This window comes from uncultured Planktosalinus sp., from assembly GCF_963973675.1.
Taxonomy (GTDB): Bacteria; Bacteroidota; Bacteroidia; order Flavobacteriales; family Flavobacteriaceae; genus Planktosalinus.
The window spans coordinates 1-9083 of record NZ_CAXBAN010000066.1 but is presented as its reverse complement, the minus strand read 5'-3'; the positions used below and the strand labels follow the sequence as shown (position 1 = coordinate 9083).

The window sequence follows — 9083 nt, the reverse complement described above, 5'->3', positions numbered from 1 at the left end:
GCGCACCGATTTTACACCCAGTTTTGCTGCCCTTTTCAGGTCAGATATGGTTCCAATCCCCGGCAATAAAAGTGTGGTCAGCACGGCATGTTCAAGTGTGTCAGCAAGTCCTTCCAACCAATCCCAGTCGGAGTGCGATCCAAAACCATAATTAAAACTTCCTCCGGCCAAACCATCTCCATGAGCCACTTCAATCGCGTCCACTTTTGCGTTATCCAATGCTTTGGCAATTTGAAATACCTGCGCTTTGGTATACTGATGGCCAATGGCATGCATCCCATCTCTTAGCGTTACGTCCTGGATATACACCCCCGCGAAGGCGGGAATCTCGTTATTAATACTCATAGTTTTTAATTTATTTCAATTAAACGTTCCCCCGTTGCCAATGCCGCTGAGGTCATAATATCCAAATTACCGGCATATTCAGGCAAGTAATGACCTGCACCGACAACTTCGAGCATGATGGTTGTTTTGAGACCAAATACTTTTCCCAATCCTTCAATAAAAACGGGGTTACTTTCAGGAATCTCCTCAAATTGTACTTCTTGTTTAAGAGTATAACCGGATACATATTTTTGTACTTCGGCTTCCATCTGCTTAATACTTTCACTTATGTGCCCTTTGTCTGCCGGCTCGCTGAGTGTAAAAATTGTATCACGCATAACTAATGGAGGTTCTGCGGGATTGAGGATAATAATTGCTTTTCCACGTGTGGCACCGCCCACTTTGACGATGGCATCGGCAGTGGTTTCGGTAAATTCGTCGATATTGGCTCGCGTGCCAGGTCCGGCTGATTTGCTGGCTATTGAGGCTACGATTTCGGCATAATGTACTTTTGAAACTCTGGAAACAGCCGCCACCATTGGGATGGTAGCTTGCCCGCCACAGGTAACCATATTGACATTGTCCAGATCCTTAAACCCTTCAAAATTTACTGCCGGCACTAAAAACGGACCCAGAGCGGCAGGAGTTAAGTCTACCATTTTCTTGCCGGGAAAAGCTTTTATTTTATTATAGTTGTACTGATGTGCCTTTGCGGAAGTGGCGTCAAAAATAATTTTAATGTCTTTGAATTCGGGCATATCAATCAAGCCATCAATGCCCTTTGAAGTGGTTTTAATACCCATTCGTTTCGCTCGTTTCAATCCGTCTGATTCCGGGTCTATTCCCACAAAAACGGAAACTTCCAGCAGTTTTGAGGTTCTGATGATTTTTATGAGCAAGTCGGTGCCGATATTTCCGGAGCCGATGATGGCTGATTTTGTTTTTTGCATCACATTATTTAATAAAATTAACATTGACTTCACCCAAGCCATCGATGGTGGCAATTAAGTTGTCATTTTCCTGAACCTCTACCATGGGACCCAGAGCGCCTGAAAGAATAATATCGCCCGGATGTAAAGGACTCTCAAGACTGCTCATCTTTTTTGCCAACCATTGAAGTGCCACCAGTGGTGAGCCCAAACAAGCTGAACCACAACCTTCTGAAACCAGTTGATTGTTTTTAAAAAGTTGCATTTCGCAGCCAATGATATCAATGTCGTTGAGTTGTTTTTTTACATCACCCAGCACAAAATGACTTGCTGAAGCATTATCAGCAATGGTATCGGTGATTTTGATGTCCCAGTTTACAATGCGACTACCCACGATTTCGATGGCGCCAACAATATAGTCAACGGCTTCTATGACCTCTTTCATGGAGGGGTTTGTACTATTGATTTGATTTTTGAGGACAAAGGCAATTTCGGCTTCTGCTTTGGGTTGCATCAGTTTTTTAAAGGAAAGGGTTCCACCGTTTGGAATTTGCATGTCATCAAACAACATGCCATAGTCCGGCTGGTTCACCCCCAATTGCTGTTGTACTTTTTCTGAAGTCAGCCCAATTTTTTTTCCGATGATTTTAAAACCCTTTTGAAGTCTGTTTGCTGTAATTAGGTTCTGCACTTCATAGGCCACTTTTTGATCGGTTTCACCAATAATTGATCTGACAGGGGGGCAGGGGGTTTTTGACTGTGAAGCTAGTAGGAGTTGATTGGCCGATTGCCTTATTTTTGGGTCTTCTACCATAATCAAGAATATTTTGGTTGAAGGTTTTGAATCATTTCTTCTGTTATGGCATCTAGGTCATAGCTGTGTTGCCAGCCCCAGTCTGACCGGGCATCGGAATCATCAATACTTTGTGGCCAGCTGTCGGCAATGGCCTGACGAAAATCGGGTTCATAGCTTATTGTGAAATCGGGTAGCTGTTTTCTGATACTGGCAGCTATTTCTTCAGGGTTAAAACTGATGGCCGCTAAATTGTATGAAGAACGGTTTTTAATTTGTGCCTCCGATACACTCATAATGTCCATTGTTGCTTTAATCGCATCTACCATATACATCATGGGCAAGGTCGTTTCACCGTTTAAAAAACAAATGTACTTATTGTGTTTCAGGGCTTTGTGGTAGATGTCAATAGCATAATCAGTTGTGCCACCACCGGGTAGCGTTTGCCAGCTGATGATGCCGGGGTATCGTATGCTTCTCACATCCACACCATAGCGTTTGTTATAATATTCACACCAACGTTCGCCGGTTTGTTTGCTGATTCCATATACCGTTGATGGCTCCATTACTGTTCGCTGAGGTGTGTCTCGTTTGGGAGTGGTAGGACCAAAAACAGCAATACTCGATGGCCAGAATACTTTCTCAATTTTTTTGTCTCTTGCAAGGTTTAATACGTTGAACAATGAATCCATGTTGAGGTTCCACCCCTTCATAGGGAATTTTTCGGCAGTAGCTGAAAGCATTGCGGCCATTAAATACACCTCACTTATTTCATAACGAATGACGATGTTTTCAATGGCTTCATAATTGGTAGCATCTATAATTTCGAAAGGGCCACTTTGCATTAATTCGGGTTCGCCTTCTCTGATATCGCTGGCAATGACTTTATGGTTTCCATATTTTTCACGCAATGCGTTTGTAAGTTCCGTGCCTATTTGACCACAGGCACCAAGGATAAGTATTCTTGACTTCATGAATTAATTTTTTGTGTTGTAAAGATATGAAATCCCATTTGTATGCTCACTTTGATTTAACAATTAACCGTTTCTTTGATTGAAGAGCCGTATAGTTTATAATTTTTGAATGGATTTAACACAGGTTTTTGCTAAATAGTTTAATTTCGTCATTCTATATTACTCTTATGCGTCTTTTAACAATCAGTTTCATGTTTTTGTATTTGGTGATTGCCTGCGATTCAGGCAGCAATCAAAAGAATAATTCCGCCACAGAAACAGCTGACTCGGTAACCATTTCACTTCCTAAAACCAATGTTGATTTTCCGCAGCTCAGTGCTGATGCTCAAAACATCATTACATCCTGGCTATATTTTCAGGAGTTTGAAAACGACTTGAAACGCATCAATAGCGGAAATGTTAGAAATTACCAAACCGAAACCAAACGCATGGTGTCTGTGAGTGATTCCCTATTAAGAAACATTCCTGAACCCCTCAACACCAAACCGATTTCTTCAAGAATGCGGGTTGTAAATGTGCGTGTAAAACTACTTGATGAAACCATGCACCAACCCAATGTAACAACTCAGGTAATCTCAAAAAACCTCGAGGAGACCAATACAGCATTCAGCAACCTAATCATTCAAATTAACGAAACATTTGAAAAACAACGTATTGATGAAATGACACGGTTCGACCAAAATTCAGATCAAAAAGACAGCCCTAATAATGATTAAACAAAACTAAACCAGTTTTTTTTAATTTTATTTTAACACTATAAATGTAACAATAATAATACCTTGGGCAACTTATTGACATCAAATCCAAAAGTTAAATAATGAAAACCAAAACACTAAAACCTATGCTGGCCGTTGCAGCATTTGCAGCTGTCGCCATTGGGTGTAAAACTGACAAAACAGAGCAACAAACAGAAGACACTCACCACGGTATCAACCTGGCTTATATGGACACTACCGTAAGCCCCACCGAAGATTTTTTCAGATATGTAAACGGAACCTGGCTGGATGAAAATCCCATTCCAGAAGATGAGACCAACTGGGGGAGCTTTGGTGCTTTGCGTGAAAAAACAAACCAAGATGTACTGAACATACTTAAAGAAGCAATGGACGATCCATCTATAAAGGCCGGATCAGATCAGGCTAAAGCGGTTTATTTATTCAAATCTATTTTAGATACTGTAAGCAGAAATGAAGCAGGCATTGAGCCCGTTCTTCCTTATATGGAAAAAATTGCTTCCATTGAAAACATAGAAGATTTACAAAACTATTTAGTGGAAATGCAATCGAAAGGAAGTTCAGACTTTTTTGGCTTTTACGTATCAGGAGCGCCAAATGACAGTAACAAAAATGTCCCCTATCTGGGTGCATCTGGCTTGGGTCTTCCTGACAAAGATTATTATTTGAATGATGACGCCGACTCAAAAGAAAAACGTGAAAAATATGTAGCTCATGTCACCCGTATGCTTCAATTTTTAGGCGACACTGAAGAAGATGCTGCAGCACAAGCCGAACGCATTTTGGCATTTGAAACCAAACTTGCTGAACACAGAATGGATCGTGCAGAGCGTCGTGACGCCCGCAAAAGAAACAACCCGCGTTCAGTTGAGCAACTCCAATCTATGGTGCCCCAGATTAACTGGACAAAATACTTTGAAGGAATTGGAGCTAAAGATATTGACACTATTATTATTACCGAGTTAAAATACACAGAGTCCTTGAACGATATTTTCGCAGAAAATAATGTTGAAGACTGGAAAACCTTTCTGAGGTGGTCAGGTCTTAACGGTTCAACCGGAATGCTTACGACTGAAATTGAAAAAGCCAACTGGGATTTTTACGCAAAAACAATGAGTGGTGCTGAAAAGCAAAAACCCATTGATGAACGTGCATTGAGCACAGTAAATGGAGTGCTGGGCGAAGCAGTTGGTAAGCTTTACGTAGAAAAAATGTTCCCGCCAGAGGCTAAAGAAACCGCTGAAGAAATGATAGCAAAGGTTGTTCAAGCCTATGATACCCGTATCAAAGCCCTGCCTTGGATGACAGAAGACACTAAGGAAAAAGCACTTGAAAAACTTCACAAAATCAATATTAAAATTGGTTATCCTGACGAATGGAAAGACTATGCTGAACTTGAAGTTAAAGAAGACGCTTCGTTGTTTGAAAACCGAATGGCTGCTTCTCAATGGAATTACAACAGAACCATAGAAAAACTTGGTCAACCGGTTGACAAAACGGAGTGGTTTATGCCACCACAAATTGTGAATGCTTACTACAGCCCGGCATTCAACGAAATTGTATTTCCTGCTGCTATTTTACAGCCACCATTTTATGACTATAAAGCAGATCCTGCTGTGAATTTTGGAGGTATTGGTGCCGTAATTGGCCACGAAATCTCCCATGGATTTGACGACAGTGGTGCTCGTTTTGATGCTGAAGGTAACCTTAACAACTGGTGGACAGAAGATGATTTAACTGCATTTGAAAAACTTGGTGAAGGCCTTGCTGAACAGTACAGCGCTATTGAAGTATTGCCAGGACAACATATCAACGGAAAGTTATCCTTAGGTGAAAACATTGGTGACCTAGGCGGAACCAATGCTGCCTTAGATGGTTTGAGATTGTACTTAGCTGAAAATGGGGACCCCGGACTAATTGATGGCTTCACACAAGAGCAACGATTCTTCTTATCCTGGGCAACCATCTGGAGGATTCAGTACCGTGAAGAAGCTATGATGCGTCAATTAAAACTAGGGCCTCACTCACCCGGCAACTATAGAGCCTGGGTTCCAATCAGAAATCTGGATGCATTTCATCAAGCCTTTGCTACCGAGAAAGGTGATGCAATGTATTTAGCACCTGAAGACCGCATTAAAATTTGGTAATCTAGTAAAATAGATTGAAAACATTAAAGCTGCTTCAAATTGAAGCAGCTTTTTTTTATATGCTTTTCTGAAAATGATAGTGTAAAGTTTCGGTTACAGCTTTTGAAATCACTTTTTTATAGCGTGTATTTTCTTCCTCTAAAAACACCGGAAGTTGCAAACTGAGTTCTTCTGCTTTTAGTGAATAATACTCTTTCTTTAATGGATGTCCCGGAAAAACACCGTGAAAAACCTTCCCCCAGGCTGCTTGTTTTAGAATTTCCTCAATAATTCCAATACAATCTTCAAGATGAATTAAATTGACAGGCGCTTTCCCGCTTTTTAGGTTGTTTCTTCCCGCCAAATACTTTACTGGGTGTCTTTCAGGACCTATAAGGCCGCCAAAGCGGACTATAGTAGATTTAAAATTCAAGTTGTTTTTTAATAATTGTTCTACTTTTAAAAGCTCTTTCCCAGAAATTGAATCAGGCAATGGAAGAGTTTTCTCATCAACTTCTCCCTGATGGTCAGCAAAAACTGAAGTAGAACTTACAAATAGCACGTATTGAATGTCTGATTTTTCAATATGGGGAATAAGTAATTCTATTTTAGCACTGAATGACTCTAAAGGATTACTTCTCATTCCCGGAGGAATATTGATAATTAGTGTCTCACTATCATCTAGAAAAGTGAAAATTTCACCGATAATTCTATTTGCAGAGAGTTCAACCAAAAAAGGCTTAACAGAGACCTTTGAAAGGGTTTTCAGCTTTTCTTTTGAGGTTGTGGAACCCTTAATTTTATACCCTTTTTTCAGCAGAGAAAGCGCCAGTGGTAAACCCAGCCACCCGCAACCCAATATACTAATCTGTTTCATCTGTATCGGCAATATTTTCAGGCTGAGCAATTTTACGCAGGCTGTTTGGATTGATACTCTTTTGGAGAATGACAGCATCATTTGTAATAAATGGCTTGGGCATCTCATTTTTTGAACGTTTCGGAATTGCAAATTGCTGATGCTCCAATAAATCAAAAGACATTTCCTGAATAATCAGAGGGTGATTTGAGATAATAGAAATACTATACTCCACTTCCAGAGCATCATTGTCTGACACATAAAAGTTAAGCAATGTGCTGGTTGGTCTGTTATCTATAGCATTTCCAGTGCTTTGATTTATTGGTACAGATTGACCATTTACCACAAAATTTTTAAATACCGCTTCTTTATCGGCAAATAAAGCAATTCTATTTACTGTTCTTTGTGGAGTGATTAATAGCTTAACGGTTCTTAAGTTGTTATATACTGAATCACTTAAAAGCACAACTTCAGGTTCAGAAATTTCTTTCCCAGGGGCAGCAACTGCATAAGAAAAACCAGTTCCGTATTTGCTTTCTGCCACATTTGAAATAAGGTCAGTGGCCTTCAAAGGTTCATTTCCTAAATAGCTTCGAGTCCATTCATCCATTGTTTGATCAAAAGTTACCCAAAAGGCTTGTTGACTATCAACATCCTGGAAATACACCAAGCTATTTGGTTTTTGTCGGTCCTCATTAAAATCTGATGTGAAATGAGCCCCCAGAAAACAGCCAATTGCCAAAAGAAAAAACAGGTATGAAAAGATTTTTTTCTTTTTAAAGGATGCTAACACCGGTACAAGAAGCCCAAAAAGTAAGACCGTAAACACAGCACTTACAAACAACATATCCAATCCTAAACCTACAGGAAAAAACTGAATTAAGGGTGCAAAAATAAAAAGAGCTGGTATACATAAGAACAGCATAAGTAAAATAGAGGGTTCCCTATGTCTGATCATTAAATACAACATCAACAGTCCAAAGTAAACAGGAATTATAAAATAGGCTGCTCCCTTAAGATACAGTGCCATTAATACGGCTATAATTAACCAAAGAAATAAAGGCGCAATAAACAAATTTACAGGCCGTTCTTTTCGATTAAAACTTCCGTAAAACCGAAAACAAATGGTAAGTGTTAATGCAACAAAGCTTGCAATATAAAGATGTCCGTTATAGGTGAAACCATGTAATATTTCAGAATAACCGGGATATATTTTCAACATAAGTTTCCAGCCTCCATAGGCAATAAGACCACTTAAGATAAGGGCTGACAAGAAAGGAACAAACCCTTTATAAATTTCATTTCTTAGTAATTTTCCCTTTGCAATTCCATAGAGAACAAGTGCAACAAATAATAGGATTGCCAACATTAGCATTGGTATTATCCAAGAAAAAGGATAACTAATCAACTTAATAAAAGGCACATTAAAATAGATGTAATCCTCCTCAGCTTTCAGATTGCTTAAATCACTTTCAGTAAAATGGCTTAATATAGCCATCACATAGCTTCCCTGGTGTTCCAGTGTATTTCTGTCGAGGTTTTCAAAAGTGTCTGCCGAAGTATGATAATGGTAATGGTCATCAATAAATGCAAAAAAGTAACTATCAATATCAGCCAATTCTCTAAAGATTGTAGAGTCTGTATCATTAGGAAGCATTTTATAAACACTGTACATTAATGACGAAGCAACCGGAAAAGAAGGGTTTGCTTTAACAAATTCCTTAACCAAAGTGGCATTGCCCTCATTGGTTTCCAGAATCATATTTGAGGGACCGCCGCTCCCTCTCGCCTCAAAGTTAACTACTATTCCAACATCATTAACCCATGGATGTTCTTCTACAAACAGCTTGGCTCCCATAAGCCCTATCTCTTCTGCGTCACTAAAGAGAATGATGAGATCGTTTTTGGGTATTTGTCCTGATGCAAGATAAGCCCTCACTCCTTCAAGAATTGTTACAACACCCGAACCTGCATCACTGGCACCATAGCTTTTGGAATGAGGAGCGCTGTCATAATGTGCCAAAAGCATCAACGCTTTGCCTTTTTCTCTCCCGGGAATGCGAGCAAGGATATTTTTAGGTTTCGCCAACACATTCCATTTTTTGTTTAAAGTATATCCCTCCTGAATTTGTGCTTCCAGTCCTAATAACTCTAATTGACTGATGAGGTACTCCCGCACTTCCTGATGGGCAGGACTTCCAATATAATGGGGTTTTTCAGAAATTACTTTAAGGTGAGAAAGAGCTCTTTCTGTTGAAAACTCATTTTCCGGTGTGTTCAAGTCGCTTATTTCTGACGGCATCAGCAGTCTGAAACTCAGAAAAACTAAAAAACAAAGAATTAAAAA

At 39.7% G+C, this 9083-nt stretch carries 7 protein-coding genes and 1 pseudogene; 2 read left to right on the top strand and 6 right to left on the bottom strand.

Annotation, left to right across the window (positions count from 1 at the left end; translation table 11 throughout):
* From AACY61_RS04135 to AACY61_RS04120, 4 genes and pseudogenes are all read right to left on the bottom strand, one after another.
* A pseudogene (locus AACY61_RS04135) lies at positions 1–345 on the bottom strand (hypothetical protein); the annotation flags it as partial.
* Positions 346–350: 5 nt separating this feature from the next.
* Positions 351–1274: an acetaldehyde dehydrogenase (acetylating) gene (locus AACY61_RS04130; protein WP_339610325.1), complete on the bottom strand. Its 924-nt coding sequence runs from the start codon at positions 1272–1274 to the stop codon at positions 351–353.
* Between the two features lie 4 nt (positions 1275–1278).
* Positions 1279–2067 (bottom strand): fumarylacetoacetate hydrolase family protein, encoded by a 789-nt coding sequence (locus AACY61_RS04125; protein WP_339610324.1) that lies wholly within the window; start codon positions 2065–2067, stop codon positions 1279–1281.
* A gap of 2 nt (positions 2068–2069) precedes the next feature.
* On the bottom strand, positions 2070–3020 hold the full coding sequence (locus tag AACY61_RS04120; protein ID WP_339610323.1) for an NAD-dependent epimerase/dehydratase family protein: 951 nt from the start codon (positions 3018–3020) through the stop codon (positions 2070–2072).
* Positions 3021–3211: 191 nt separating this feature from the next.
* Here AACY61_RS04120 and AACY61_RS04115 point away from each other — a divergent pair, with 191 nt between their 5' ends.
* A complete protein-coding gene (locus tag AACY61_RS04115; RefSeq protein WP_339610322.1) occupies positions 3212–3736 on the top strand; it encodes a hypothetical protein in 525 nt (174 codons plus the stop codon).
* Between the two features lie 101 nt (positions 3737–3837).
* On the top strand, positions 3838–5901 hold the full coding sequence (locus AACY61_RS04110; RefSeq protein WP_339610321.1) for a M13 family metallopeptidase: 2064 nt from the start codon (positions 3838–3840) through the stop codon (positions 5899–5901).
* A gap of 55 nt (positions 5902–5956) precedes the next feature.
* Here AACY61_RS04110 and AACY61_RS04105 read toward each other — a convergent pair whose 3' ends face one another.
* Together AACY61_RS04105 and AACY61_RS04100 are read right to left on the bottom strand one after the other, a co-directional pair.
* Positions 5957–6757 carry an SDR family NAD(P)-dependent oxidoreductase gene (locus AACY61_RS04105; protein ID WP_339610320.1) on the bottom strand — a complete coding sequence of 267 codons (801 nt, stop codon included), beginning with the start codon at positions 6755–6757 and terminating at the stop codon, positions 5957–5959.
* Positions 6744–9083, bottom strand: a 2340-nt coding sequence (locus AACY61_RS04100; protein ID WP_339610319.1) for a M28 family peptidase, incomplete at its 5' end; no start/stop codon positions are given. The genes AACY61_RS04100 and AACY61_RS04105, both read right to left, overlap by 14 nt.

Coding starts and splice junctions, on each gene's coding strand:
- AACY61_RS04120 (WP_339610323.1), bottom strand. CDS start 3,020: ATGAAGTCAAGAATACTTATCCTTGGTGCCTGTGGTCAAATAGGCACG.
- AACY61_RS04105 (WP_339610320.1), bottom strand. CDS start 6,757: ATGAAACAGATTAGTATATTGGGTTGCGGGTGGCTGGGTTTACCACTG.
- AACY61_RS04125 (WP_339610324.1), bottom strand. CDS start 2,067: ATGGTAGAAGACCCAAAAATAAGGCAATCGGCCAATCAACTCCTACTA.
- AACY61_RS04115 (WP_339610322.1), top strand. CDS start 3,212: ATGTTTTTGTATTTGGTGATTGCCTGCGATTCAGGCAGCAATCAAAAG.
- AACY61_RS04130 (WP_339610325.1), bottom strand. CDS start 1,274: ATGCAAAAAACAAAATCAGCCATCATCGGCTCCGGAAATATCGGCACC.
- AACY61_RS04110 (WP_339610321.1), top strand. CDS start 3,838: ATGAAAACCAAAACACTAAAACCTATGCTGGCCGTTGCAGCATTTGCA.